The sequence below is a fragment of the Luteitalea sp. genome (assembly GCF_044337415.1).
GTDB lineage: Bacteria > Acidobacteriota > Vicinamibacteria > Vicinamibacterales > Vicinamibacteraceae > Luteitalea.
The window spans coordinates 1-26687 of sequence record NZ_JBIINP010000051.1 but is presented as its reverse complement, the minus strand read 5'-3'; the positions used below and the strand labels follow the sequence as shown (position 1 = coordinate 26687).

Annotated in this window: 21 protein-coding genes; 16 read left to right on the top strand and 5 right to left on the bottom strand. The window is 70.1% G+C overall.

The features are described from left to right. Positions 1 to 982, bottom strand: a 982-nt coding sequence (locus ACIRDX_RS10380; RefSeq protein WP_396625349.1) for an alpha/beta hydrolase, incomplete at its 3' end; no start/stop codon positions are given. A gap of 149 nt (positions 983 to 1131) precedes the next feature. On the opposite strand from ACIRDX_RS10380, the gene ACIRDX_RS10375 reads away from it, so the two are divergent. From ACIRDX_RS10375 to ggt, 3 genes are read left to right on the top strand one after another with little or no spacing between them, the layout of a single operon-like run. Beyond that, a complete protein-coding gene (locus ACIRDX_RS10375) occupies positions 1132 to 1395 on the top strand; it encodes an AbrB/MazE/SpoVT family DNA-binding domain-containing protein (protein ID WP_396625348.1) in 264 nt (87 codons plus the stop codon). Beyond that, the gene (locus tag ACIRDX_RS10370; protein ID WP_396625347.1) at positions 1382 to 1762 is read left to right on the top strand and encodes a PIN domain-containing protein; all 381 of its coding nucleotides are present in this window, start codon (positions 1382 to 1384) and stop codon (positions 1760 to 1762) included. The genes ACIRDX_RS10375 and ACIRDX_RS10370 overlap by 14 nt, the downstream gene beginning before the upstream one ends. Positions 1763 to 1815: 53 nt before the next feature. Continuing rightward, complete coding sequence (ggt, locus tag ACIRDX_RS10365; RefSeq protein ID WP_396625346.1) at positions 1816 to 3582, top strand: gamma-glutamyltransferase; 1767 nt, start codon at positions 1816 to 1818, stop codon at positions 3580 to 3582. An 87-nt stretch (positions 3583 to 3669) separates the two neighbouring features. On the opposite strand, the gene ACIRDX_RS10360 is transcribed toward ggt, so the two are convergent. Beyond that, the gene (locus ACIRDX_RS10360; RefSeq protein WP_396625345.1) at positions 3670 to 6111 is read right to left on the bottom strand and encodes an exo-beta-N-acetylmuramidase NamZ domain-containing protein; all 2442 of its coding nucleotides are present in this window, start codon (positions 6109 to 6111) and stop codon (positions 3670 to 3672) included. Positions 6112 to 6165: 54 nt separating this feature from the next. On the opposite strand from ACIRDX_RS10360, the gene ACIRDX_RS10355 reads away from it, so the two are divergent. The 10 genes from ACIRDX_RS10355 (at position 6166) to ACIRDX_RS10310 (ending at position 18087) form a co-directional block, all read left to right on the top strand. Next, positions 6166 to 8451 (top strand): 3-hydroxyacyl-CoA dehydrogenase NAD-binding domain-containing protein, encoded by a 2286-nt coding sequence (locus ACIRDX_RS10355; RefSeq protein ID WP_396625344.1) that lies wholly within the window; start codon positions 6166 to 6168, stop codon positions 8449 to 8451. Further along, the gene (locus ACIRDX_RS10350) at positions 8451 to 9218 is read left to right on the top strand and encodes an alpha/beta fold hydrolase (RefSeq protein WP_396625343.1); all 768 of its coding nucleotides are present in this window, start codon (positions 8451 to 8453) and stop codon (positions 9216 to 9218) included. The genes ACIRDX_RS10355 and ACIRDX_RS10350 overlap by 1 nt, the downstream gene beginning before the upstream one ends. After that, positions 9215 to 10393 carry a thiolase family protein gene (locus tag ACIRDX_RS10345; protein WP_396625342.1) on the top strand — a complete coding sequence of 393 codons (1179 nt, stop codon included), beginning with the start codon at positions 9215 to 9217 and terminating at the stop codon, positions 10391 to 10393. Before ACIRDX_RS10350 ends, ACIRDX_RS10345 begins: the two co-directional genes overlap by 4 nt. A gap of 211 nt (positions 10394 to 10604) precedes the next feature. After that, positions 10605 to 11174 carry a hypothetical protein gene (locus tag ACIRDX_RS10340; RefSeq protein ID WP_396625341.1) on the top strand — a complete coding sequence of 190 codons (570 nt, stop codon included), beginning with the start codon at positions 10605 to 10607 and terminating at the stop codon, positions 11172 to 11174. Next, positions 11167 to 12012: a 1,4-dihydroxy-6-naphthoate synthase gene (locus tag ACIRDX_RS10335; RefSeq protein WP_396625340.1), complete on the top strand. Its 846-nt coding sequence runs from the start codon at positions 11167 to 11169 to the stop codon at positions 12010 to 12012. The genes ACIRDX_RS10340 and ACIRDX_RS10335 overlap by 8 nt, the downstream gene beginning before the upstream one ends. Before the next feature lie 105 nt (positions 12013 to 12117). Next, a complete protein-coding gene (locus ACIRDX_RS10330; RefSeq protein WP_396625339.1) occupies positions 12118 to 12738 on the top strand; it encodes a DUF1684 domain-containing protein in 621 nt (206 codons plus the stop codon). After that, positions 12738 to 13436 carry an HAD family hydrolase gene (locus tag ACIRDX_RS10325; protein ID WP_396625338.1) on the top strand — a complete coding sequence of 233 codons (699 nt, stop codon included), beginning with the start codon at positions 12738 to 12740 and terminating at the stop codon, positions 13434 to 13436. Before ACIRDX_RS10330 ends, ACIRDX_RS10325 begins: the two co-directional genes overlap by 1 nt. After that, complete coding sequence (locus tag ACIRDX_RS10320) at positions 13433 to 14323, top strand: SirB1 family protein (protein WP_396625337.1); 891 nt, start codon at positions 13433 to 13435, stop codon at positions 14321 to 14323. Before ACIRDX_RS10325 ends, ACIRDX_RS10320 begins: the two co-directional genes overlap by 4 nt. Positions 14324 to 14707: 384 nt before the next feature. Further along, positions 14708 to 17647 (top strand): carboxypeptidase regulatory-like domain-containing protein, encoded by a 2940-nt coding sequence (locus ACIRDX_RS10315; RefSeq protein WP_396625336.1) that lies wholly within the window; start codon positions 14708 to 14710, stop codon positions 17645 to 17647. 287 nt (positions 17648 to 17934) lie between these two features. Next, positions 17935 to 18087 (top strand): hypothetical protein, encoded by a 153-nt coding sequence (locus ACIRDX_RS10310; protein WP_396625335.1) that lies wholly within the window; start codon positions 17935 to 17937, stop codon positions 18085 to 18087. Between the two features lie 84 nt (positions 18088 to 18171). Here the strand turns inward: ACIRDX_RS10310 and ACIRDX_RS10305 are convergent, their stop codons facing one another. The 3 genes from ACIRDX_RS10305 to ACIRDX_RS10295 all read right to left on the bottom strand — a co-directional run bounded on the left by ACIRDX_RS10305 (position 18172) and on the right by ACIRDX_RS10295 (position 20978). Beyond that, positions 18172 to 19107 carry a TrmH family RNA methyltransferase gene (locus tag ACIRDX_RS10305; RefSeq protein WP_396625334.1) on the bottom strand — a complete coding sequence of 312 codons (936 nt, stop codon included), beginning with the start codon at positions 19105 to 19107 and terminating at the stop codon, positions 18172 to 18174. 4 nt (positions 19108 to 19111) lie between these two features. Continuing rightward, positions 19112 to 19915 carry a class I SAM-dependent methyltransferase gene (locus tag ACIRDX_RS10300; RefSeq protein ID WP_396625333.1) on the bottom strand — a complete coding sequence of 268 codons (804 nt, stop codon included), beginning with the start codon at positions 19913 to 19915 and terminating at the stop codon, positions 19112 to 19114. 67 nt (positions 19916 to 19982) lie between these two features. Next, positions 19983 to 20978: a phosphotriesterase gene (locus ACIRDX_RS10295; protein ID WP_396625332.1), complete on the bottom strand. Its 996-nt coding sequence runs from the start codon at positions 20976 to 20978 to the stop codon at positions 19983 to 19985. A gap of 179 nt (positions 20979 to 21157) precedes the next feature. Here ACIRDX_RS10295 and ACIRDX_RS10290 point away from each other — a divergent pair, with 179 nt between their 5' ends. Genes ACIRDX_RS10290 through ACIRDX_RS10280 form a run of 3 tightly spaced genes read left to right on the top strand, consistent with a single transcriptional unit; the run spans position 21158 to position 26175 of the window. Continuing rightward, positions 21158 to 21838, top strand: coding sequence for an alpha/beta fold hydrolase (locus tag ACIRDX_RS10290; protein ID WP_396625331.1), 681 nt, complete (start codon positions 21158 to 21160; stop codon positions 21836 to 21838). Positions 21839 to 21854: 16 nt separating this feature from the next. Continuing rightward, entirely contained in the window at positions 21855 to 23282 is a 1428-nt protein-coding gene (locus tag ACIRDX_RS10285) for a PhoPQ-activated pathogenicity-related family protein (protein ID WP_396625330.1), read from the top strand. 10 nt (positions 23283 to 23292) lie between these two features. Next, positions 23293 to 26175, top strand: a complete 2883-nt coding sequence (locus ACIRDX_RS10280; protein WP_396625329.1) for a SpoIIE family protein phosphatase — start codon at positions 23293 to 23295, stop codon at positions 26173 to 26175. Positions 26176 to 26687: the final 512 nt, after the last annotated feature.

The following is a 26687-nucleotide window of genomic DNA, read 5'->3' as shown; positions in this document are numbered from 1 at the left end:
AGGTGACGCGATCGCCCGCCTCCCACCCGCCACCGTGCACGAGGACCACGGCGCCGTGCGGCCCTGGCGTGGAAGGGACCCAGGCGTCGAGCGCCAACCGGTTGGCGGCGTCGTACACGATCCGCTTGCGCAGGCCTGCGCCGGTTGCGGCCGCGCGGGCGGCCGGTGGCACCGTGCCGACCTGCGGCGCCAGCGACGACAGCAGCGCGGCCTTGTACCCCCACTGCGACGGCCACCAGTTCTCCACGCGATGGCTCGCGCCGGGTACCTCGACCACGTCGCAGCCAGCCGTGGCACGCGCGCAGAGTGCGCGACCCTGCGCGATCGGCACCTCGCTGTCGGCGCCACCGTGGATGATGCGCGTCGGCACGGCCGGAGCCGGCGCATCCGTGAAGCGCCCCCCGACGACCACGACCGACGCGGGCGGCGCCGGTGCACCGGCGAACCTGCCGAGCCGCAGCTCCCGCAGGCGCGCAGCCACGAGCAGGGCCATGGGAGCGGCGCTGTCCTCGGCCACGAGCACGGTCTTGTACTGATCGACGTGCAGCGCTGCCGCGTGGCACATGGTCAGCATGCGCAGCGCGCTCGTCAGGTCCTCCGACGATGCGTCGAGGCTCGGCGCGTGGTAATCGACAGTCGCCACGACGTACCCGGCATCGCCGAACAGCTCGACCAGTTGCCCGACGTACGAGGAACGCTGGCCGATCGTCCCCTTCCCGCCGCGCAGCACGACGGCGAGCGGCCGCGTGGCCGCATCGGCGTGCGGATAGACGTCGAGTGCGATCGGGTAGCGCTCGGTGCCCCCGAACCGCACGTTCATGAGCCCGCCGGGCAGCAGCGCGCCGCCCTGTGTGCCCGTCGGCGTGAGCGGCAGGCAGTCATTCGGCGCGGGCTGGGCGCTGGCAGGGTGCGCCGCCACGCCGAACGCGAGAGCCCCTGACAGACATGCGGCGACGAGGCCCGTGGAGCGCAGGGTGTGCATGGCGGCATTATCAGCCCCGACTGGCAGGCACCGTGTGCGCCTTGCGCCTCGACACCATCCGGACGCAGCGGCATGAGGCACTGCCGCTGCTGGTCCGCGGGGCGGGTCGGAGCAGGCCCGACGCCTCATTACCGTGGTAATGTGCCCTCATGGTCATCGCCCGTTCACGGCTCACGGCCCAGGGCCAGGTCTCGGTGCCGGCCGAGGTGCGACGCAAGCTCGGCGTCGGGCCGGGGTCCGTACTGGAGTGGACGCAGGAGGGGGAAGCGATCGTCGTCCGGCGCTCGGGCACGTACTCCTCCGAGGACATCCAGCACGCCCTGTTCGGCGATGCGCCTCCCGCCAGGCAGTCCCTTCGCGCCCTGAAGGACGGAATCAGGGCGCACGTCCGGACGCGCCATGCGCGCGGTTGACACCAACGTGCTCGTCCGCCTGCTGGCGCGAGACGACGCGCGGCAGGCGGAGGGCGCGGATGCCTTCGTGGAGCCGGGCGCGTGGGTGTCGGTGATCGTGCTCGTCGAGGCGACGTGGGTGCTCGGCACCGTCTACGAGCGCGATGCCCGCCAGATCGCCCTGGCAGTCGAGATGCTGCTGAACCATCGAAGCCTGGTGCTCCAGCACGCCGAGGCCGTGCAGGCTGCGCTCCACGTGTTCCGGCGGCGCCCCGCGCTGGGCTTCTCGGACTGCCTCGTGGTCGAACTGGCCCGGGCGGCGGGGCACCTGCCGCTCGGGACCTTCGATCGCGCCCTCGGCAAGCTCGAAGGCACGGCGACGCTCTGATCCCAGGGAGGCGACAACATCGAAAGGGCGGACGCGGCGCGATAATGCAGGTCTTGACCACTCGCTACGCTGCCTCGCTGCTGGTGCTGGCCCTCGCGACTGGCTGCGCCGGCCCCGCCTCGCCGCCCTCGACCACCTCTCCCCAGCCGACGACGACCGGCGCAGTGCCGGCTGCCTGGCCGCATCGCCTCGACGCGCCCGTCGCGACCGGTGAGCACGGCATGGTGGTGACCGACGCGCCGCTCGCCACGCAGGTGGGCCTCGACGTGCTGCGGGCGGGCGGCACAGCCGTCGATGCGTCGATCGCCGTCGCCTTCGCGCTGGCGGTGGTCTGGCCCGAGGCCGGCAACGTCGGCGGCGGAGGACTCGCGGTGCTGCACGTCGGCGGAACCACCGCGGCCCTCGACTTCCGCGAGATGGCGCCCGGACGCGCGCGACGCGACATGTTCCTCGACACCAACGGCGCACCGACGGACCGCTCGGTCACGGGTCACCTCGCCGCCGGCGTCCCGGGCAGCGTAGCGGGCCTGTGGGAACTCCATCGCCGCCACGGCACACGGCCGTGGGCCGACCTCGTGCAGCCGGCCATCGACCTTGCCGCCCGCGGATTCGTCGTGTCGGCGGACCTGGCCAACGGCGTGACAGCCGAGGCGTCGCGCCTTGCACGCTTCCCCGAGTCGGCACGCCTCTTCCTCCCGGGTGGGCAGCCGATCGCGGCAGGCACGCGACTGGTGAACCCGGACCTCGCGCGCGTGCTCACGCGCATCGCGCAACGCGGCCGCGACGGCTTCTACACCGGCGAGACCGCCGACCTGCTGGTGGCGGAGATGCAGCGCGGCGGCGGCATCATCACGCACGACGACCTGGCCAGCTACGACGCGAAGTGGCGCGACCCGATCACGTTCACCTACCGCGGCCACCGCGTCGCCAGCATGCCCCCACCGTCGTCAGGCGGCCTGACGCTCGCGATGATCGCGCAGCAGCTCGAGGCGCACGACCTGCGCGCCCTCGGATGGCACGCACCAGCCACGCTGCACCTGCAGGCCGAGGCCATGCGGCGCGCCTTCGCGGTGCGCAACGAGCAGCTCGGCGACACGGACTTCGTGAAGGTGGACGTGGCGCGCCTGGCGTCGAGGCCGTTCGCGCAGGCACTGGGTACGTCGATCGACGTGGCACGCGCCACGCCGTCGGTCGAGGTCTCGGGGCGGACGGGCGCGAGCGGCGACGGGCCGCACACCACGCACTTCTCCGTCGCGGACCGCCTCGGCAACGCCGTTGCGCTCACCACCACGATCAACTCGGGATTCGGGTCGGCCGTCACGGTGACGGGCGCAGGCTTCCTGCTCAACAACGAGATGGACGACTTCGCGAGCAAGCCCGGCGCACCCAACCAGTTCGGCCTCGTGCAGGGCGAGGCCAACGCCATCGCGCCGCGCAAGCGCATGCTCTCGGCGATGACGCCGACGATCGTCTTCGGCCAGGACGGCACGCCGGCACTCGTCACGGGCGCCAGCGGCGGCCCGTACATCATCACCACCGTGTTCCAGTTGCTGTCGGCCGTCCTCGATCACGGCCAGGACGTGGGCGCGGCCATGAGCGGGCCGCGCCTCCATCATCAGCACCTGCCGGACTCGGTCGCGATGGAGAAGGACGGCTTCGAGCCGGCCACCGCGACGGCGCTCGAACGCCTCGGGCACCGACTCACGTTCTTCGAAGTGCCATCGACGGGCTGGACGATCGCCGCAACGATCACGCGCAAGGACGGCCGCTGGCGCGGCATGGCCGACCCGCGCCTGCACGGCTCAGCCGCGGGACACTAGAAGCCGGGGAGCGGGTAACGGGTAACGGGTAATGAGCTCTACCCGCTATCCGCTACCCGATTCCCGATTCCCGATTCCCGATTCCCGTCACCGATACAGCAAGTACTTCGCCCGCAGCGTCGTCCAGTTGACCTCGTCCTGCGCCCACTGCGCCGCGAGCTGCGCCGGGTCCTCGCCCGTCATCGCGCGTGAGAGCTGGTCGGCCGACCCGAACAGCGTCGCCGTGCGCTTCAGCTCGAGCTTGCCCGGGAACAGCTTCGCGAGGGCCGCAACGATCTCGAGGCCCACGCGCACGGGGCGCAGCGACGTGCGGTCGGTGACGATGAAGTAGATGCCCTGGCACTCCTCGCCCTTGTACACGCTCGACGAGGGCGTGAACACGATCGGGTAGAACCTGATGCCAGGCAGGCTGCGCGCATTGAGCGCCTCGGCCAGCATCTGCCCATCGATCCAGGGGGCCCCGATACGCTCGAACGGTGCGTCGGTGCCGCGTCCCACCGACAGGTTCGCGTACTCCACTGCGCCGATCCCCGGATACATCGTCGCCTGCGTCAGGTTGCGCATGTTGGGCGACGGGTTCACCCACATCAGCGCCGTCTCGTCCCACCACGCCTCGCGCGACCAGTTGCGCATCTCGATCACGGTGAGCTTCGCGCCGATCTTCCGCTCCTCGTTGAACAGCTTCGCGAGCTCACCCAGCGTCATCCCGTGCCGCACCGGCATCGTCGGGAAGTACGCGATGTAGCTGCGCTCGGCGCCCTCGGGCTGGGGATCGGGCCTCGGCCCCTCGACCTGCCACCCGTTGATCGGATTGGGCCGGTCGAGCACGACCACCTCGATGCCACGCGACGCCGTGTCCTCGAGCAGGTAGCCGAGCGCCGACATGTACGTGTAGAACCGCGCGCCGATGTCCTGCAGGTCCACGACCATCGTGTCGATGCCCTGCAGCATCTCCGGGGTCACCCGTCGGGTCTTGCCGTAGAGCGAGTGAATGGTCAGGCCCGTCTTCTCGTCCACCGACGAGGGCACGTCCTCGTCGAGGATGCCGCGGATGCCGTGCTCGGGGCTGAACAGCGCGACGACGCTGAGGTTCTTCGACGCGACGAACGCGTCGATGGTCGACTGCCCGCCGCGCGTGCGCCCCGTGTGGTTGGTGAGCAGGCCGATCTTCCGGCCCGCCAGCCGCGCGAAGCCCTCGGCCTGCAGCACGTCGATGCCGGTCATGGTCCGCAGCGGCACGCTGCGGCCGCCCACGGTGCCCGAAGGGCCGACGGCCGAGAAGTCGTGCGTGTCCACGACAGGCGCAGGCGCCACGCGGATGGCCCCGCCGACGATGTTGGCGACGCGCGCGCGGAGGGCGCCGACGTCGCCCTTGCCGTCGGGGTGCACACGGTTGGAGAGGAACACGATGAACGTCTTCGTGCCCGGGTCGACCCAGAGTGACGTGCCGGTGAAGCCGGTGTGCCCGAAGGAGCGCGCCGGCAGCAGGTCGCCCTTGTTCGACGAGTAGCTCGAGTTGATGTCCCAGCCGAGGCCGCGCACGTTGCGCTCGCCCGGCGGGGTCGACGGCGCCGTCATGCGCGCCACGGTGAGGGGCGCCATGATGCGGACCCCATCGAGCGTGCCGCCGTTGAGCAGCATGCGCGCGAATCGCGCCAGGTCGGCCGCCGTCGTGAACAGCCCGGCATGCCCGGCGACGTTGTCCATGCGACGCGCGGTGGGGTCGTGCACCACGCCGCGCAGCCACGTGCCGTCGGGCTGCCCGCACGGGAACGAGATCGGGCGGCAGCGCTCGGTGGGCGCCATGCGCGGGGCCAGCGAGGCTGGCGGCCGGAACATCGTGTCCTTCATCCCGAGCGGCACGAACACCCGCGTGCGCGTGAACTCGTCGAGCGGCTGGCCCGACACCACCTTCACGAGGTGGCCGAGCAGGAAGAAGTTGATGTCGGAGTAGATGACGCGCTCGTCGAGGCGCGCGACGGGCACCTCGTCGATGGCCTTGCTGATGGCGGTGTCGTACCCGTTCCACTCGGGGTTGAACTCGAGGTCGGGCCGCAGGCCGGACGTGTGCGTCAGCAGGTGGCGGATCGTGATGTCGCGCTTGCCGTACTTCTCGAAGCCGGGCAGATACGTCGCCAGGCGGTCGGTGAGCCGGAGCTTGCCTTCCTCGACCAGCAGCATGATCGCCGTCGTCGTCGCCACCACCTTGGTCAGTGATGCGGCGTCGAAGATCGTGTCGGCCGTCATCGGCTCGGGCGTGGGCTGTACCTGCCGCTGCCCGATCGTCGCCTGCCACTCAACGGCGCGCTCTGTGCCCACGGCCACGACGGCGCCCGGCAGTTCCTTGCGGGCGATGGCCGCCTCGACCGCCGGGACGACGGTGGCGAGCCTGGTGCGGTCGAACCGCTGCCCTGCGGCCGCCGCGGGACGCGCCTGGCTCTGGGCGCGTGGCGGCGCCTGGGCGTGCGCCAGGGGTGTCACGGCCAGGGAAGCGAGCAGGAGCGCGGCAGGGACGAACGTTCGGCGCATGGCTGCGAATTATGCCCCGATACAGCGCCACGAACAGGCGATAATCCGCCTATCGTGAACACGAGCCTTCGTTCAGCGATCGTCGTCGGGGCGGGCACCATGGGGGCGCAGCTCGCCGCGCACCTGGCCAACGCCGGCGTCGAGGTGCATCTGGTCGACGTCGACGCGGCCACGGCCGCCGCGGGGTGGAAGCGCGCGCAGGCCCTCAAGCCCGACCCGCTGTTCACCCCGGCACACGCGGCGCTCGTGCGCACGGGCGCCCTTGCCGATGCCGACTTCTCCCGTGCCGACTGGGTGATCGAGGCGATCGTCGAGAGGCTCGAGCCCAAACGTGAGCTCTTCGCGCGCATCGACGCCGGACGTGGCCCGCGCACGCTCGTGAGCTCCAACACGTCGGGCCTGCCCCTGGCCAGCCTCGTGGAGGGCCGCTCGGAGGCCTTCGCGCAGCACTTCGTCGGCACTCACTTCTTCAACCCGCCCCGCTACATGCCACTGGTGGAGGTCATCCCGGTGGCCGCCACGAGCGGCGAGACGCTCGCGCGGGCGCGGCACTGGCTCGACGTCAGGCTCGGCCGCAGCGTCGTGGTGGCGAAGGACGCCCCCAGCTTCATCGCCAATCACCTCGGACTCTACGGCCTGTTCAAGGTGTTGCACGCCTGGGAACAGGGCCCGTTCGACATCGACACCATCGACGCGCTCACCGGCCCCGCCATCGGACGACCGAAGAGCGCCACGTTCCGCACCATCGATCTCTCGGGCCTCGACGTGGCCGCCTGGGTGGCCCGGAACTTTGCGGAGCGCACGACGGATGCGGGGCTCAAGGCGCTGTTCACCCTCGGGCCGAAGGTCGGCGACCTGCTCGAGCGTGGCTGGATCGGCGAGAAGGCCGGGCAGGGGTTCTTCAAGCGGGTGAAGGGGCCCGGCGGCGCATCAGACATCCTGGTGTTCGATCCGGCGACGTCGACCTACGTGGCGCGCACCCCGGTGGCGCGTCCGGTGCTTGATGCACTCCGCGACGTACGGGGCGGCGCCGGCGCCCGCATCAAGGCGCTGCTGCTGGGTACGTCGGATGAGTCGACGTTCACGCGAGCCACGCTCGGCGACACGCTGCTGCACGCCGCGCGCGTGTGGCCCGACATCGCCCACGACATCGACGATGTGGACCGGGCGATGCGGTGGGGGTTCGGGTGGGACCTCGGGCCGTTCGAGATCATCGACGCCATCGGTATCCGCGAGTTCCTCGACGCGATGGGCGCCGAGCCACCCGCGATCCTCGCCGAAGCCCTCGCGGCCGGGCGCAACGCGGTGCGCACGCGGCCGTTCCACGCCGAGCCGGCCGAATTGCTGGTGCTCGCGAATGCGCGCGATCGGAATGCCGTGGTCGAGAGCAACGCCGCGGCATCCGTCGTCGACACGGGCGACGGGATCTTCGCCGTCGAGCTGCATTCGAAGATGAACGCCATCGGCGGCGACACGCTGGCCATGATCCGCGCCGGCATCGCGCGTGCCGAACAGGACGGCATCGGCCTGCTGATCGCCACGCAGGGCCAGGCGTTCTCGGCGGGCGCCAACCTGATGCTGCTGGTGATGGCGGCCCAGAGGGGCGCCTGGGACGAGGTCGACGCGATGGTGCGCGCGTTCCAGGCCACGGTGCTCTCGCTGCGGGATGCGCAGGTGCCGGTGGTGAACGCCGTGAACGGCCTGACGCTGGGCGGCGCCACCGAGATGTCGCTGCACGCGTGTGCCGTGCAGGCGGCGGCCGAGACGTACATGGGCCTGCCCGAGGTGGGCGTGGGTCTCATCCCCGCGGGCTGCGGCACCAAGGAGATGCTCTGGCGAGCGGCCGGCAAGCGCCCGTCGAAGCAGGCCGACCCGCTGCCCTTCGTGCAGAAGGTGTTCGAGACGATCGGCTTTGCCACCGTGTCGACGAGCGCACCGCAGGCACGCGACCTCGGCTACCTGCGCGACGGCGACGGCATCACCATGCATCGATCCCGGCTCCATGCCGATGCACGTGCGCTCGTGAAGGCGCGGGCCGCGGCGTATGTGCCCGGTCACCGGCCGACGGCCATTCCGGTCGGCGGGCCCGACGTGCGCGCCGCACTCGACCTCGGCGTGCACCTGGCGCATCGCGCCGGCCGCATCAGCGACCACGACACGACGATCGGCCGGAAGCTCGCCTGGATCCTCGCCGGTGGCGACGTGCCGCATGCCACCGAGGTGCCAGAGTCGTACGTGCTCGACCTCGAGCGCGAAGCGTTCCTGAGCCTGTGCGGCGAGCCGAAGACGCAGGCGCGCATCGCGCACACGCTCCAGACCGGCAAGCCGTTGAGGAACTGATGATCGTCGCGGGGCAGGGACCGACCCTGCTGATGATTCCCGGCATCCAGGGCCGGTGGGAGTGGGCGCGGCCCGCGATACAGGAACTCGCGCGTCGCCATCGCGTGGTCAGCTACTCGCTGAGCGGCGAGCGCGGGGCCGTGCCGCCGCTGGCGCCGCGCACCTTCGACGACCTCGTCCGCCAAGCCCTCAACGCGCTGAACCGCGCCACCGACGGCCCGGCCGTCGTGTGCGGCGTGTCGTACGGCGGGCTCATCGCGCTGCGACTTGCGGCGCGATACCCAGAGCGCGTGCGCGCCCTGGTGCTGGCCTCGCCGCTCAACGCCGACTTCGCGCCCGACGACCGCATCCGCCGCTGGGTGGCGCACCCGCGCCTGATGGCACCGGCGTTCATCGCCGGCTCACCCGGACGCATCGTGCCCGAACTGCGCGCGGCGCACGGCGCGGCGTGGGTGCCGCGCGCGCTCGGGCTGCTCGGCCGGGTCGTGCGGGCACCGCACTCACCCGATCGCATGGCGCAGCGCATCCGTCTGATCGAGCCGGAGGACTTCGTCGCCGACTGCCGCGTCGTCGCGCAGCCAACGCTGCTCGTCACCGGCGAACCCGGGCTGGATCGCATCGTGCCCGCCGAGGCGAGCTGCCGGATGCTCGAGTGGCTGCCCAACGCCAGGCACGTGACGCTCGACCGCACCGGGCACTGGGGTCTCGTGACGCGACGCGAGGCGTTCGCCCGGGAGATCGCCGATTTCGTGGAGACACTGCCGTGACCGATGCCGTCCTCGTCTCAGCCGTCCGCACGCCCGTCGGCAAGGCCCCGCGCGGCCAGTTCCAGTTCGTGCGGCCAGACGACCTCGCCGCCATGGCCATCACGGCGGCGCTCGAACGCGTCCCCGGCCTCGATCCGGCGCTGGTCGATGATGTGGTCTTCGGCTGCGCGATGCCGGAGGCCGAGCAGGGCATGAACGTGGCGCGCATCGCCAGCCTGCGCGCCGGCGTGCCGCACTCGGCCTCGGCCATGACGGTCAACCGCTTCTGTGCGTCGGGCCTCGAGGCGATCGCCACGGCCGTCGACCGCATCCGCAGCGGCGGTGCCGACGTCGTGGTGGCGGGCGGCACCGAGTCGATGAGCCTGGTGCCGATGGGCGGCCACAAGATCGCGCCCAACCCTGGGCTCGTGGCCTCGTACCCGGACGTGTACCTGACGACGGGCCTGGTGGCCGAGAACCACGCACGCGAGTACCGGATCTCGCGCGAGGCGCAGGACGCGTACGCGCTCGAGAGTCACCGCCGCGCACTGGCCGCGCAGGCGGCCGGACGGTTCGCCGACGAGATCGTGCCGGTCCCGGTCAGCCGCCTCGGTGCGGCGGGCGCGACGGCGCTCGCTCCCGAGCCCGTGCTGGTGAGCGCCGACGAGGGGCCACGCGCCGACACGTCCATCGAAGCGCTCGGCAAGCTGCGGCCCGCCTTTCACGTGCAAGGCACCGTGACCGCCGGCAACGCGTCGCAGATGAGTGATGGCGCCGCGGCCGTCGTCGTGATGAGCGAGACCCGGGCGCGCGAACTGGGACTCACGCCGATCGCCAGGCTCGTGGCGTACGTGACGGCCGGCGTCGCTCCCGAGCGGTTCGGCATCGGCCCGGTCCCGGCCGTCCGCAAGCTGCTCGCGCGCACGGGCCTCACGTTGGCCGACATCGACCTGATCGAGTTGAACGAGGCGTTTGCCAGCCAGGTGCTGGCCTGCGCGCATGATCTCGAGCTCGATCTCGCCAAGGTGAACGTGAACGGCGGCGCGATCGCGCTGGGACACCCGCTCGGCTGCACGGGCGCGAAGCTGACGGCCACCCTGATCCACGAACTGCGGCGCCGCGGCGGCCGCTACGGCATCGTCACGATGTGCGTCGGCGGCGGCATGGGCGCAGCGGGATTGTTCGAACAGGTATGAGTTCAGAGTTCAGAGTTCAGAATGAAGCGCGGGGCGCACACCGCCATCTCCGGGCCGGTTGGGCAAGGAACTCGGCCATCACGCCGGGGTGCCGATGCCACGAGCTGCGCGTCATGTTGAACCTTGACGTCTGAACTCTCATGGGCGGGCCTGGCCGACAGTGGCGTTGCCCGGCCCCGCGCTTCATTCTGAATTCTGAACTCTGAATTCCATGCCTGTATCGATCGATCGCGTCCTCGTCGTCGCGGCCACGGATCGCGAACTCGCGACGCCAGCGGGCTGGCGCACGCTCGTGTGCGGCGTCGGGCCGGTGGACGCCGCGGTCGCGACGGCGGCGGCAATTGCGGCGGACCGGCCGTCGACGATCCTGCACGTGGGGATTGCGGGCGCGCGCCGGCAGTCCGCAATGGCGCCCGCGACACTGGTCATCGGCACCGAATCGCGCTATCACGACCTCGGCGTGCCCGAGCGGTTCGCTCCGTCGAGGCTCGCGCCACCTCGCTGGCTCGTCGAGGCCGCCTCGCGCGCGTGTCCTGAGGCGCTGCGGCTCGCAATCGGCACGAGCGGGCGCATCGGCGGCACGCTCGACACCGAGGTCGAGGCGATGGAGGGCTTTGCGGTGCTGCGCGCCGCGCAGCTGGCCGGCGTGCCAGCCCTCGAGGTGCGGGCGATCTCCAACGACATCGAGGAAGCCGACCGGGCGCGATGGCACTTCGATGCGGCATTCGAGGCCATCGTCGCTGCCACGGGCCGGATCGTCGAGGAACTGGCCCGTGCGTGAACTGACATTCGGCCACTCGCCCTGCCCCAACGACACGTTCGCGTTCCATGCGCTCACGCATGGTCTGGTGGACATGCCCTTCCGCGTGCGACCGGTGCTGCTCGACATCGAGGAGTTGAACCGCCGGGCCCACACGGGTGAGTTCGATCTCACCAAGCTGAGCGTGGGCGCGTTCGCCGCCGTCGGTGATCGGTATCGACTGCTCCGGAGCGGCGCCGCGCTCGGGCACGGCGTGGGCCCGCTCGTCGTGGCGCGCCGCGCGATGTCGCTGGCCGAGGCCGCATCCGGGCGCATCGCGATTCCTGGTCGCGAGACAACCGCGTATCGGCTGCTGCGCCTCGCGGCGGCCGGGCTCGGAGAGCCGGCCCTACCCACTTCATTGGGTACGGTAGGGCCGGTTGTCCCAACCCGGCCCCTGGAACACGCCATCGAGCTGCGCTACGACCAGATCCTGCGCGCGGTCGAAACGGGCGAGGTCGACGCGGGGCTCATCATCCACGAGAGCCGCTTCACCTATGCCGACCATGGCCTCGTGAAGGTGATCGACCTCGGGGACTGGTGGGAGCACGAGACGCACCTGCCGGTGCCGCTGGCGGGCATCTGCGCGCGCGCCGATCTCGACGAGGCGACGCGTCTCGCCGCAGAAGCGGCCATCCGCGCGTCCGTGGCGCATGCCTTCGCGCATCCCGAGGCCAGCCGCGCCTACGTGCGGGCGCATGCGCAGGAGATGTCCGAGGAGGTCTGCGCGCAGCACATCGCGCTGTACGTGAACGAGCACAGCCTCGACGTCGGCGACGATGGCCTGCGCGCGATCACGAGGCTGATCGAGGCACCATAGGCCACAGGCGATGGGATGCAGGCCACCTGCGGCACGGGCACGCGACGCGGGCCGCTCGTCATGCCGGGCATTCAGCTGACGTGCGCGCCACGGTATGCTTTCCCTGTGAGACCCCTTCCCATCGCACGAGCCCTGCCGGCCGTGGCGATCCTGGCCCTGTGCGTGGGCTGCTCGACGCAGCCGCCGCAGGTCGACCACGGAACGAGCGTGGCGGCGCACCGCGCCGAGAAGGACGCGATGTTCCGCGAGGCGCAGGATTCGCCGGTGCCGAAGGCGGAGCTCGATCGGTTCGTGCCGCTCGCGTACTACCCCATCGACCCGTCGTACCGCACGGCGGCCGCCCTGGCCCGCCTGTCGGACGCCGAATCTCCCGCCTTCGAGATGCCCACGTCCACCGGGCAGCGGCGCCAGATGCGCAAGGCGGGCAAGCTGAAGTTCTCGCTGCACGGGAAGCCCTACGAGCTCACGGCCTTCATCTCGGCCGAGGACACGGCGGCTCGCCGTCTCTTCGTGCCGTTCCGCGACCTCACCGCCGGACTCGAGACGTACGCGTCGGGCCGCTACATGGACCTCAACCGCACGCCCACCGGCCTCTACGACCTCGACTTCAACATGGCCTACCAGCCGTACTGCTTCTACGACCCCAGGTACGACTGCCCGATTCCGCCGGCCGAAAACCGGCTGACCGTGCCGGTGCGCGCCGGTGAGCGCATGAGGAAGCCCTGATGGCGCTCGCGGCGGTGGTGTTCGACTTCGACGGCGTGCTGGCCGATAGCGAGCCGGTGCACCTGCACGTGTTCCAGGTGGTGCTGGCGCAGATCGGCGTCACGCTGAGCGACGAGGAGTACTACGCGCAGTACCTCGGGTACAGCGACCGCGACGCGTTCTCGCACGTGCTGCGCGACAGGGGTGTGTCCATCGGCGAGGCGCAGCTCGAGACGCTGCTCGACACCAAGAAGCGCCTGTTCCCGCAGGTCATCGGCGACCACGCGCTCTATCCCGGCGCGGCCGACTGCATTGCGCGGGTCGCGGCCGCCGTGCCGGTGGCGATCGCGTCTGGCGCCTTGCGGCACGAGATCGAACTCATCCTCGACCGCAGCGGCCTCCGGGCACGCTTCCCCATCATCGTCGCCGCAGGCGAGACGCCGCGGAGCAAGCCGGCGCCCGACCCCTACGCCCGCGCGTTCGAACTCCTGCGCGAGGGCGGGGCGATTGCCGCCAGCGCGCGCCCGGCCGACGTCGTGGCCATCGAGGACTCGGAGTGGGGCCTGCAGTCGGCGCGCGGCGCCGGGCTGCGCACGATCGGCGTGCTCACGTCGTACACGGCCGATCGGCTGCCGAGCGCGGAGATGGTCCGGCCGTCGATCGCCGACGTGACGGTCGCCGACCTCGAGGCGCTGGTCGCCGGCGGGGCGCCCGCGTGACGCGCGACGAGATGGACGCCTTCGTCGCGATGGCACAGCGGCCCGGCGAGGACGACCTGGCCGAGGCGGCCCTGCAGCTGGCGCGCCTCGAGCATCCGCACCTGCGTCGCCAGGAGACCCTCGACGCGCTGCAGAAGCTCGTGGAGCGGACGACGGCGTTCGTGCAGGCTTCGGCCGCGCCAGGCGACGTGCAGGGGCATGTACAGCAGCTCGGGCTGTGCCTCTTCGACACCGAGGGCTTCACGGGCAACGTCGGTGAGTACGACGACCCGCGCAACAGCTTCCTCAACGACGTGATCGCCCGTCGGACCGGGATTCCGATCACGCTGTCGATCATCTACCTGCACGTCGGGCGTCGGGTGGGGCTGTGGCTCGAGGGCATCAACTTCCCTGGCCACTTCCTCGTGAGATGCAAGGGCATGCTCGGGGATGCGGCGCCGACCGAGGACCTGATCCTCGATCCGTTCCACGGCGGCATCGTGCTGACCGAACGCGACTGCGCGCGGATGCTCACGCGGCACGCGGGCGAGCACGCCCGGTTCGACCGCGGCCTGCTGGCGCCGGCGTTCAAGAAGGACATCCTGGTCCGCATGCTGGTGAACCTGAAGCGGGCGTACGCCCGGCTGCGGTCCTTCGCGCAGGCGCGCGACGTGTCCGACCTGCTGCTCGCGCTGGATCCGACGTCGCTGACCGAGCTGCGGGACCGGGGCCTGTTGGCGTACCAGATGGGGCAGTATGGCGCCGCCCTGGCGGACCTCGAGCGGTACCTGGCCCTCACGGCGCGGCACACCCGCGCCGAGGACGAGGACACGGACGTCAAGGAAGAGTTCGAGGCGGTCTGGGAGCACGTGAAGAACCTCCGCCGGCGCGTCGCATCCCTCAACTGAGGCCTTCCGAGGGCTCTGTTGAGCCGTTTTCTGGCACTCCACGCACACTGGCCTTACCACTTTTCCATTCAAAGCCGTACGGTTCCTTGGATTCACCAGATCCAAAGATCCTGTGTCTGGCCCTATCGGAGACCTGCCTAGTCGGAGAAACACTCAGGTTTTCCAGCCCGACCACTCTGGCAGGAGGGTTGCTTTGCTGCTCCCCGTTCGGTGCGGGTTGGTCCCGGCGGGCGCTTGGTTCGGCCCGGCCTGCGGACGGCTGGTGGCACACGCCTCGGAGTGAGGGCTCCGTGGCGGCCACAGGTCTACCCCACCTCTATTGACGGGCTGGAGTCGGCTGCCTTTGGCGGTCCGGCACGTGTGGGAACTCTTGAGGAGGAACGGATGAGAGGCAGATTGCTCGCCCTTGTGGCGGCGCTTGGACTGCTCGTCGGGGTCACGCCGGCCACGGCGCAGGCCCCGACGGGCGACATCGTGGGCCGAGTGGCTGATGCGTCCGGGGCGGTGTTGCCCGGCGTGGTGGTGACGGTCTCGGGCGGCGCGCTGATCCAGCCGCTCACCGCGACGACCGGCGAGACGGGCACCTATCAGTTCCCCGGCCTGCAGCCGGGCAGCGCGTACACGGTCAAGTTCGAGCTGACCGGCTTCCGCACGGTGATCGTCGAGAAGGTGGCGGTGGGCGTGGGTTCCAACACCACGACCAACGCGACCCTCGAGGTCTCGGCCCTGCAGGAGACGGTGACGGTCTCGAGCGAGGCGCCGATCGTCGACACCCGCAAGACGGGCACCAAGAGCAACTACACGCAGGAGCAGCTGCAGAACGTGCCCTCGGCGCGCGACCCGTGGGTCATGCTCGAGCGCACGCCGGGCATCGCCATGGACCGCGCCAACGTGGGCGGCAGCCAGTCGGGCCAGCAGTCGGGCTACATCTCGCGTGGCGCGACGACCACCAACAACAAGTGGCTGCTCGACGGCGTGGACATCACCGACCAGGCCGCCACGGGCGCCTCGGCGGTGTACTACGACTTCGACATGCTGCAGGAGATGCAGATCAGCACCGGCGGCAACGACGTGACGCAGCAGACCGGTGGCGTGGGCATCAACCTCGTGACCAAGTCGGGCAGCGACACGGTCCGCGGGTCGGGTCGGTACTACTGGACCGACGAGTCGCTCGGCTCGGTGAACCTCACCGACGAGCTGCGTGCCCAGGGCGCGCGCTCGGGCGCGCCGATCCAGAACATCAAGGACTACGGCATCGAGGGCGGCGGGCCGATCTGGAAGGGCCGCGCCTGGTTCTGGGGTTCGTACTCGAAGAACGACATCAAGGTGGGCGTGGTCAACTTCTACCAGAAGGTGCCCGGCTGCCCGGTCAACGCCTCCGACCCGCTCTCGCAGTCGCTGCCGGTCGACGAGATCAACAAGTGCCTGAACACCGACCTGACGGTGCTCGACAACTACAACATCAAGGGCAGCGCGCTGCTCTTCTCGGGCAACACGTTCACCTGGCACAGCAACTTCGCCGACAAGATCCGCAACGCGCGCGACGCCAGCGACACGCGTCCGTTCGAGACGACCTACATCCAGGAAGGTCCGGTCTGGACGCACAAGGCCAGCGACCGCCACGTGTTCAGCGACCGCTGGATCGGTGAGGCGGCGTACGCGTACGTGGGCGGCGGCTTCGGCCTGCTGTTCCAGGAACCCGGCAACCGCGACATCCAGCCGCTCAACGACCTCGGGACCGGCCGCTGGGAGCGCTCGTTCAACCAGTCGACGTTCGACCGACCGGCGACCAGCGTGAACCTGACCAGCACCTACTTCAAGCCGGCGACGCTCGGCGGCGACCACGCGTTCAAGGTCGGCTACAACTACCGCGGTACCCCGGCGAGTTCGTCGACCGTCTACGGCGGCGACGTGTATGCCCAGACCCGCAATGGCGTTCCGGAGCGCGCCCAGTTCTGGCGGAGTGCGGCCACCGAGTACGACATGACGACGCACAGCGTGTTCGCGCAGGACACCTACACGCGCAACAAGCTGACCCTCACCGCCGGCATCCGCTGGGATCGTCAGGACGACGCCGCGCTGGCCAGCTCGGTGGAGTCCAACCGCCTGATCCCGCAGTGGCTCCCGGGCATCGCCTTCCAGGGCGCCGACTCGGGCGTGGTGTTCAGCAACTGGTCGCCGCGCATCGGCGCCGGCTACGACATCTTCGGCACGGGTCGCACCGTGGCGCGGTCGTCGTTCTCGATCTACTACGGCCAGATCGCCCCCGGCAGCCTGTCCGGCACGCTGAACCCGGTCAGTGCCGCCAGCATCTCGTTCCCGTGGAACGACGCCAACGGCGACCGCTTCGTGCAGGTCAACGAGGTCAACCTGCAGCGCTCGGCGGTCATCACCTTCAGCGGCAACTACAACCCGGACAACCCGGGTTTCCTCGGCACCACCAACACCGTGGACCCGGGCCTCAAGAACGACCAGACGATCGAGTGGACGGCGTCGGTGGACCACCAGCTCACCAACAAGATGGCGGTGTCGCTGACCTACATCTACCGCAACTACTCGGACTTCCGTTTCGATCAGCGGCAGGGCATCGCGGCGTCGAACTGGCAGCCGGTCACCTACCAGCCGACCTGCGCGGCCGCGGCGCCTTCGTGCCCGCAGCTCACGTACTTCCAGCCGAACATCAGCATCCCCGGCACGCAGCGCCTCGTGAACCGCGGCGGCTACACGCGTGACTTCAACGGCATCGAGGCCACGTTCACCAAGCGCATGGCCGACCGCTGGATGCTCGACATGAACTACGCGTACAACGACGCGGTCGACAACTTCAGCAGCATCCAGGGCTACAGCGCCACGTTCGATCCGACCAACCTCCAGATCTTCAACGGCCAGCAGTACGCCGTGGAGGCCGGCGGCAGCGGCATCGACAACGTGTTCGTGAACGCCAAGCACATGTTCAAGATTGCCGGCGTGTACACGGCGCCCTGGGACATCAACCTCGGCGCCACCTACCAGATCCGCGACGGGTACCTCTTCCCGCAGCGCATCCTGTCGCCCAACCGCACGGGCGCGGCCGGTGCCGTCAACCTGGTGCTCGAGCCGTTCGGCGAGAACCGCTACGACAAGTTCCAGATGATGGACGCCCGCGTCGCCAAGCGCTTCTCGTTCGGCCGCCGCAGCATCGAGGGCAGCCTGGACATCTTCAACGTGTTCAACGTCAACACCGTGCTGACGCGCAACCTGAACCAGGCGGCGTCGACGGCCAACAACGTCACCGGCATCGTGGCGCCGCGCGTGCTGCGCCTCGGCGTGCGGGTGGTGTTCTAGGAGAAGGCTCAGGGCTCAGGGCTTCGGGCTCAAGGCTCAGGAAGGTAGGGCCGGCTGTCCCAGCCCGGCCCATGAAGGCACAGAAGGGCGGGCATCCTCAGGGGTGTCCGCCCTTTTTGCGTTCGGGCGGCAGGCTACAGGCAGCCTGCCGCTCGTGGCCTGTCGCCGGTGTGTTGTGTCCGCGAGCTGAGCGGTTCACGCGGCCACCGCATCGACATGCGGGCATGCGCGAGTCGCTGGTTGCGCGTGGATCCGAGGCGCATACTCCGGGCCATCGGAGGCCGTCCATGGACCCGAACGCCACGCACAAGTGCGCCCACCCCAGTTGCACGTGCCAGATTCCGGTGAGCCAGAAGTACTGCAACGAGTACTGCAAGTCGGCGCCCGAGACCGAGTTCCGCTGCTACTGCCAGCACTCGGACTGCAGGAAGGCGCAATAGAGCAGGCTCGAGGCTCAGGGCTCAAGGTAGGGCCGCGTGTCCCACGCGGCCGCTGTCATCAACGGCGCGGTCGGAGACCGCGCCCTACCGCTGTGCCACCTGATACAACGCCACCGCCAGCGCAGTGGCGACGTTGATCGAGTCGGCGCCCTCGACCATCGGGATGCAGGCCAGGTGCGTGCAGGCGTCGAGCGTGGGGCCGCTGAGGCCGCTGCCTTCGTTGCCCACCAGCAGCGCCACCGGTCGACCACGGTCGATGTGTGTCAGCACGTCGTCGAGGCGCTGCGGGATTCGAGCTCCCTCGCCACCACGCGGCGTGAGTCCGACCGTCGCCACCCCATGCTTGTCGAGCGCCGACAGGATCGCGCTCATCGACGCGCTCGCCCAGGGCACCTCGAGCACCGCCCCCTGCGACGTCCGCACGGCCTTGCGGTAGAGCGGATCGGCGCATCGCTCGTCCACCAGCACGGCGGCCGCGCCGAACGCACGCGCATTGCGGAAGCAACTGCCGACGTTATCGACGTCGACGAGGTGTTCGAGAACGACGAACGATGCACGGCAGTCGGGGGTCGGCAGTCGGCAGTCGTACACCTCACCACCTGATGTCGCCGTCGCTTCACCATCGGACGTCGCCGTCGCGCTCGCGCGACGGTCAGGGACCTCGGAAGCGGCAGTCGGGAGTCGGGAGTCGGCAGTGAACCGGGAGGTCGGCGCGAGCAGGTCATCGAGAGCCGGCATCGCCGTGCGACGGACGAGGGCGATCAGGCCGCGGTGGAAGTTGAAGCCGGTCACCGCCTCCATCTCGCGCGGGGAGCGGACATCCAGGCGATCGCCGAGGCGCGCGTCGAGCGCGAGCGCCGCCACGGCCGGTGGCGTCGCGAGCACCGAGACGATCGCGTCGATACCTCCGCCAGCGCCAGCCAGCAGGCGCTCGATGACGATGCGCCCCTCGGCGACGAAGAGGCCGGCCTCGCGCAGGGCCGGTCCGTCGCGCAGGACCGATGGCCAGTCGACCGTCACGCGCTCACTTGCGGCGCGCGACCAGGCGCGCGGTGGGGACCGTGCGCGAGGGCGCCCAGTCGTTGGACTCCATCCCGGCGTCCAGATCCTCGGCCCGCAGGATGTGGAAGTCCTTCCAGATGGCAGCGAGTTCAGCGACGCTGCGACGTGGGTTCAGGGATGTCTGGAACACAACGACGCCGCCGGGCCTGAGGGCGCGCGCAAAGGCCAGCGGCCAGCGCGGGTCGTCGATGTCCATGTAGCAGTAGGCGCAGAGAATCAGGTCCCACTGGGCCGTCCCGAAGTCGAAGGTGTCGTGGTTGCCTTCGACCGTGCTGATGCGCGCGCCGGCCCTCTTTGCCGCGGCTTGCGCCGCAGTGAGGGCATCCTTCGCGATGTCGTAGCCGGTGACGTCCCATCCGAGACCGGCGAGCCAGATCGCGTTGCGGCCGCGACCGACACCGGGCTCGATGGCGCGTCCGGGCTTCAGGTGCCGCACGGTTTCCTGCAGCAACTGGAGCGGCGCATCGGGGCCCCCGCCCGACTTGAAGGAGCCGTTCCAGTACACCATCTCGCGCGCCGACGAGGCTCGCCTGATGACGTTGATGCGCTCGAACCGGCGGGTCGCCTCGTCCTTCGCGACGCCCTCGGATACGAGTTGCTGGACGTAGCGGTCGACCTGGGCCACCCGCTCGCCCGGCGGCAGCGCCGGCAACGCCGCCACCCACGCTTCGTAGTGCGACCACACCTTCGCATCGTCCTGGGCCGGCGCAGCAGGCTGCGCGAAGACGAGCGCGACGAACCCCAAGAGCGCGATCACTGTGGACATGGCCGCGGATCGTACGCGAGATCGCCCGCGGCGAGCGACACCCGTCACCCGGCCGGGCGCGCTCGGGTCAGCGTCGCCGCGCCAGGGCGCGGGCCGGGTTGGTCACGAGCAGTTGCGTGACCGCCTCCTCGCCCAGCGCCTCGCGCACCGCGGGCACGAAGCGGCGGAACACCGTGTCGAACGGACGGAAGCTGCCACCGCGCTCCTCGCCCACGTGGTACCAGCCGGCGTCGTGCGACACGAGCACGCGACCGAGGTGACCCGCCTCGGCCATGATCTTCACCAGCTGCACATGGCGATCGACGCTGTCCGGGCCGACCCCGTCGAACTCGACCCAGGCGCCGCGCTCGGCCGCGCGCTTGAGCTGGCCCTCGTCCCCGGCCGACTGCGCGTGCACCCAGATGAAGGCGTCGAGCGGCACGCCTCCCTGTTCCAGCACGTCCAGCTCCTGGTGCGCAGGGCCATTGCCCGTGTGCGACGCGATGGGCAGGCCCGTCTCCTTGTGCGCGATACCGGCAGCCTCCACGAGTTTGCGATCCACGTCGGAGAGCTCACCGCCATCGACGCCGATCTTGAAGAAGCCCGGCATGATGTCGGTGCCGTCGATGCCCCGGCGGCACTCGTTGATCCAGCGCTGCGCGAGCTCCCGGGCCGACTCCTTGAAGGCATGCGCGGGCAGGTGCTTGTCGCCGGCCGCGCCGTAGTAGCCCGTGTTGCTGACGATGAGGAGCCCCGATGCCTCCGAGAGCCGTTGCAACAGCGCGACGTTGCGGCCGAGGAAGGCCGGCGTGGCGTCCACGAGCGTGCGGCAGCCCAGCTCCTTCACCTCGCGCAGGTGCGGCAGCGCTACTTCGATGACCTCGTCGGCGTTGTAGCGGCTACGGCTGACCTTGTCGGCCCCGATGAAGTCCACCAGCACGTGCTCGTGCATCAGCACCATGCCGAGGTCACGCACCGGCACGTCGCCGGTGACCGTCGCCACCGTACCGTCCTGGGCACGCAGGGCCGTCGGCGCGGCCGCCAGCGCCGCGAGTGAAGCAAGGAACGCGCGTCGGTCGGGCATAGCCGCATGATGACGGCTCGAGGCCCAGGGCTCAAGGCTCAGAGAGCTCACTGATGATCTGGCCCAAAGACGTGAGCTGGACGAGCGGTCGGTCTGAGCCCTGAGCCTTGAGCCCTGAGTCTTCTGTTTGAGCCTTGAGCCCTGAGCCCTGAGCCCTGAGCCGCCCATAGAATGTCCCGATGTCCTCGTTCACCATCGCCTCGTCGGCCGGCGACCTCCAGGCGACGCTGTACGAGCCCGGCACGCCAGCACGCCGCACGCTGATCCTGGCGCACGGGGCGGGGGCGGGGCAGGCGCACCCGTGGATGCGCGCGCGCGCCGGCGACCTCGCCGCGCGCGGTGTGCGCGTGGTCACGTTCGACTTTCCTTACATCAGCGCGAAGCGGAAGGTCCCGGACCGCGCGCCCGTCCTTGTCGCGGCCTGGCGCGCCCTCGTCACGGACGTGGCGCGGCGCTGGCCCGAGGCGCCCCTGGCGATCGGCGGCAAGTCCATGGGCGGACGCATGGCCACCATGCTGCTGGCCGAGGCGGACGCCCCCGCCGAGGTGCGCGGGTGTGTGGCGCTTGGCTACCCGCTCCACCCGCCCGGCAAGCCCGAGCAGTTGCGCGTGGCCCACCTGGGCGCGATTCACGTGCCGCTGCTGGTGGTGCAGGGGGGCCGCGACCCGTTCGGCGGCCCCGACGACATCCGCCGGGAATTCGCAGCGGCCGGGGCCCATCCCCAGGTGGTCGACATGCCCTTCGGCGGGCACGGGTTCGAGGTGCGTGCGCGCGACGCCCGGCAGGCCGACGAGTACGCCCGCGTCGCGGACGCGGTGGCGCAGTGGCTTGATACACTGCAATCCGTCGTCTTCGGCTGAACGAGGTCCCGTCCCGATGTCCACCCGCCTCCTGTCCGCTGCCCTCGTGGGGCTCCTCGCCATCGGCGCACCCGCGCTCGCTCAACCGCTGCGCGTGCCGCTGGCCGATGCGTCGGCGACGTCGCTGGATCGCTACGTCGCCACGCCCGATCCCGCCTACAAGTGGGCGGTCGTCGGCACCCGTCAGGAAGGCACCCTGGTGGTGACGACCCTCGAGATGACGTCGCAGACGTGGCGCAAGCCCGGCGAGGTGGATCGCACCGAGTGGAAGCACTACCTCACGGTGATCCGGCCCGAGGCGGTCGAGAGCGACACGTCGTTGCTGTTCATCGCCGGCGGCGGCAACGACCGCGCCGCCACGCCGAAGACCGACGCCATGCTGGCGGCGATTGCCGCGCGCACGAAGACGATCGTGACCGAGCTGCGGATGATCCCGAACCAGCCGCTCACCTTCTTCAACGACGGCGTGGCGCGCAAGGAAGACGACCTCATCGCCTACGGCTGGCGCAAGTTCCTCGACGGCGGCGACGACCAGTGGCTGGCGCGCTTCCCGATGACCAAGGCCGCCGTCCGCGCCATGGACACTGTGCAGGCCTTCGCGCAGTCGCCCGAGGGCGGCCGTCGCGCCATCACGAAGTTCGTCGTGTCTGGTGGCTCGAAGCGCGGCTGGACCACGTGGACCACCGCGGCGGTCGACAGCCGCGTCGTCGCGATCATGCCGGCGGTGATCGACGTGCTGAACATGCGGCCGTCGATGATCCACCACTACCGCGCCTACGGCTTCTGGGCGCCCGCGGTCGGCGACTACGTGACGCACGGGATCATGGACCGCATGAACGACCCGCGGTTCGACAAGCTCCTGGCGCTCGTCGAGCCGTACTCGTACCGCGATCGCCTGGCGATCCCGAAGTACATCATCAACGCCAGCGGCGACCAGTTCTTCCTGCCCGACTCCTGGCAGTTCTACTTCGACGACCTGAAGGGCGAGAAGTACCTGCGCTACACGCCCAACGCCGACCACTCGCTCAAGGGCTCGAATGCGCCGACCGACCTGCTGGGGTTCTATGCGTCGATCGTCAAGAACCTCCCGCGCCCGAAGTTCACCTGGAAGGCCGGCAAGGACGGCGTCCTCGAGATCCGGCCCGAGACGAAGCCGACGAAGGTGACGTTCTGGCAGGCTACCAACCCCGCGGCCCGCGACTTCCGCGTCGAGACGCTCGGCGCCGTCTGGAAGTCCACGCCCGTCGAACCCGACGCCTCCGGCGCGTACCGCGCGAAGGTCGAGGCCCCGGCGAAGGGCTTCAGTGCCGGCTTCCTCGAGGTGGTGTTCGACGTCGGTGGTCCGGCGCCCGTCACCTTCTCGACCGGCGTCCGCGTGATGCCCGACGTGCTGCCCTTCGCCCCGCCGCGCCCGGGCCAGCCGGCCGCGCCGTCGCAGCCCTGACCCGCAGCAGATGACCCCGACGACCAGTCGCCCACGGGCACTGTTGCGCGCGGCCGTCGCCGCGCTCGGGGTCACGCTGGCGGTCCTTGCCGCCCTCAACCTCTTCATCGTCGGTCGCGCCGCGACCGACGAGAACCTGTTCATCGATCCGCTGTCGCGGGTCTATGTAGTCGAGCGGGTGGCAGGCACGCCGGGCACGCCACGGGCCCTCGACGGCCCGGCGGCGCCGCTGGTGCCGCGCCAGGTGTCGGCCGCGTCGTCGGTCGAACCGGGCGACGTGCTGATGCAGTTCGACGGCCAGCGCATCTTCAACGGCGCCGGTGGCGCCCGCGATACGCTCGCTGCGCTGGAGCGTGTCGAGGTGACGGTGCTGCGTGCGCGGCGCGGGCAGGTCGTCTCGGTGGTGGTGCCGGCGGCGCAGCTGCGCGACGCGATCCGGTCGATCCAGAACACGGTGCTCGTGATGCAAGTCACGCCCGGCGGCGCGTCCGACCTGGCGGGCATGCTGCCCGGCGACGTCATCACGCGCATCAACGGCGAGGGCTTCTCGGGCTCGACCGACGCCGATCGCATCATGCGCATGTCGCAGGTCGGCCGCGTCAGCGCCTACGATGTGCTGCGCGAGGGCGAGACGCTCACGCTCGAAGTGCGGCTGAAGGCGTTCGGCATCGGCACTGGGGCTTTGCTGCTGTTCGCGGTGGGCTTCCTCTACATCGTCAGCGGCACGCTGATCGCGTCGCTGCGCACGCACATCAAGGCGGCGCTGTACCTCGGGCTCAGCTGGATCGGCACCGGCTTCGCGATCGCGGTCATCCTCAACCGCCCGCGCCGGACGCTGCCGACCTGGTACGTGTTCAGCTCGGATGTGGCGCTGGCGCTGGCCGCCACGCTGGGGATCGTGCTGTGGCTGCACGCGCTGAAGTACTTCCCGCGCGAGCGGCCGGGCCTGGTCGCCCGCCGGAAGACGCTGCGCGGGGCCTACGCGCTGGCCACGCTGCTGGCCGCGGCGACGCTGGTGCTGACGTGGAACGCCCCCGTGAACGTCGACGGCCTGTTCATCCCCAGCGCGACGCTGATGCTCCTGTACGCCACGCTCGCCGCCGCCGGCACCCGCCGGACCTACAGCCCGGAAGATCGCCAGATCGCCTGGCCGCTGTCGGTGTCGACGTCGATTGCGGTGATCTTCACGATCGTCACGGTGTTCCTCGGCGTGCTCGGCCAGCGGCGCGGCGCGGTGCCCGCCGTGACCGTGCCCGTCATCCAGAGCTTCGGGGCGCTGCTCTACCTCGGCGTGCTCGTCGTCTATCTCCTGGTGATCGGGCGGTACCGGCTGCTCGAGCTCGACCTGCGCGTCAGGCGGAACATCCAGTACCTCGTGATCAGCTCGGCCTGGACGGCGGCGATCGTGGCCGCCGGGGTATGGCTGTGGTGGCGCCTGATGCACGTCGAGCTCGTGCTGCCCAACGTGCGCCTCACGCAGGATGCGCTCGAGGTGATGCCCACGCCCATGGAGGCCGTGCGCAACGACGTCTTCGAGAAGGGCGTGCTCATCGCGGGCGCCGTCGTGCTCGCGTATGCGTTCCGCGCGCTCCTGAAGCGAGGGCATCGCTTCCTCGCCGAGCAGTACTACCAGGGCGGCTACGACTACCGGCGCGCCGCGCGGGAGTTCGGCGAGGTGATGGGACCACGCATGGACCTCGACGGGCTCGCAGAGGGCCTGCTGACGGTCATGCACCGCCTGATGCCGGTCAAGCGTGCGGGTGTGGTGTTCGTGCAGGGCGATCGGCTGGTGAGCTCGAAGCGCTCGATCGGCTTCGACGGCAGCGACTGGGACATCTTCTGCGCCGGCTGTGTCGAGGACGCCGTCTCGGTGCTCCGCGGCGCGCGCGGTGGCGAGCGCGAGGGAGAGCTCGACACCGAGTACGCCCCACCGCGCCTGAGGCTCGCGCTGCGGAAGGCGCAGGTGCACTACCTGTACCCGATCGGCGGCCACGACGAGTTGCGCGGCGTGATCTTCGTCGGCGAGAAGCTGTCGGAGGCCGCGTACACGGCCGATGACTTCGCGTTCCTCGGTGCGGTGGCCGGGCAGGCGTCGCTGCTGGTGGAGAACGCCTTCCTCTACGAGAACCTGGCGGCGCAGGAGCGCGTCCGGCAGGAACTCGCGATCGCGCGCCGCATCCAGCTGGAATCGCTGCCGCAGCGCGCGCCGAGGGTGACGGGCCTCGACGTCGCCGGCGTGTCGGTGCCGGCGCAGGAGGTCGGCGGCGACTACTTCGACTACCTCGAGGGCACCGAGGGTCGCCTCGGCGTGATGATCGGCGACGTGAGCGGCAAGGGCACCTCCGCCGCCCTGTACATGTCGAAGCTCCAGGGCATCGTCCGCAGCCTGCATGGCTTCGGCCTGCCGCCGCGCCAGCTGCTGGTCCGCACCAACGACCTGCTCGGGCGCGACATGGAGAAGCGCGCGTTCGTGACCGTGCTCGGCGCGTTCTTCGACACGCGCACGCGCGAGGTCACGGTGGTGCGCGCCGGCCACCTGCCGCTGCTGCATTGGCAGGCGGCCACCGGCACCGTCAGCCGCATCCTGCCTCGCGGCCTGGGCCTCGGGCTGGTCGCGGGCGACCTGTTCGGCGTCGAACTCGAGGAGCGGACGGTCGCCTACGCGCCAGGCGACGTGTTCCTGCTGGTGAGCGACGGCATCGCCGAGAGCCACGACGCCGACCGCGAGGAGTTCGGCGAGGACCGGCTCGAGGCGCTCTTTGCCCGCCTGGCCGCGGCCGGCACCCCCGTCGCGGGCATCATCACCGCCATCAACGCCGCCGCCGCCGAACACGCCGCAGGCGCCCCGCAGCACGACGACCAGACCGTCATCGCGATACGCGCACTCGAGTAATTCAGAGTTCAGAATTCAGAATTCAGCGCGGGGCCAACACCGTCAGCCCTGCCGAAGAACACGGCAGGAATTCAGAGTTCAGAGTTCAGAATTCAGCGCAGGGCTAGCACTGTCGGATCTACCGAAGCGCTCTGCAGGAATTCGGAGTTCGGAATTCAGAATTCAGCGCGGGGCCAGCACCGACGGATCTGCCGAAGTACTCGCTGAGCAGGCATTCAGAGTGCCCGGCTTGGCTCTGACACCAGCCCGCGACTCCCGACCTGATGGCACTGCCCCGAGCTGCGCTCCATTCTGAACTCTGAATTCTGAATTGCCTTAGCTGCCCCGAGCTGCGCTTCATTCTGAACTCTGAATTCCTAATTGCTACGGGATGTTTCCGATAATGAGCGGCCCGATCGTGTTGGCGACGGGCACCGGCAGCTTCTTCCACATCTCGATGGCCATCGCGAACTTGCCGCTGCCCGGGCTCTGATCGGGCGGCGCCTCGCGCGAGATGAGCGCGTACTCCCAAT